We start from the raw sequence: 569 nt of genomic DNA on the forward strand, positions 1-569 counted from the left end.
GCCCAAATGTTCATGTTAAAGCCATTAGGTAAGCCAGCTTCAATAAGTAATTTTTTGGCTAAAGCAGGGTCAAAATTTGGAATGTTAGCTTGTGGTTCAAACGCCCACGAGGTGGGTGGTAAAATTGATTGAGCGCGAATACCATTGCCGTAATACACAGCCTGCATTATTTTATCTACGTCAATTGCATGAGCGAGTGCTTGTCGTACTCGTATATCGTCAAAAGGGGGGCGCTCAGTATTAAATGCCCAGTAGCCAATATTTAAGTTAGTTTCTTTTTCTACATTAATGTCGTCGCGCTGGGCTAAAATACTCAATTGCGCGCTACTTGGATGAGCAGTGACATCACATTCTTTGGTGAGCATTTTAGCTATACGCGTGGTGCCGTTAGGGGTAATGTCGTAAACCAATTGATCCAGTACCACGTCGTGTTTCCAATAAACTGGGTTTTTATAAAAGCGCACTAAATGGTCGCGCCTATACTCTTTATAAATATACGGGCCTGTGCCTACTGGGTAGTGATCAAACAAATTGGTTTGTTCGCTGGCTTTTAGTTGCATGGCATATTC

Annotated in this window: 1 protein-coding gene; it reads right to left on the reverse strand. The window is 42.4% G+C overall.

Annotated elements, in window-relative coordinates; translation table 11 throughout:
- Window positions 1–569: ABC transporter substrate-binding protein (locus AAEY62_RS20150; protein WP_350635939.1), on the reverse strand; the 569-nt coding region annotated here is incomplete at both ends.

Origin of the sequence: Pseudoalteromonas sp. GW168-MNA-CIBAN-0100, assembly GCF_040309225.1 — a bacterium.
GTDB classification, from domain to species: Bacteria; Pseudomonadota; Gammaproteobacteria; order Enterobacterales; family Alteromonadaceae; genus Pseudoalteromonas; species Pseudoalteromonas arctica.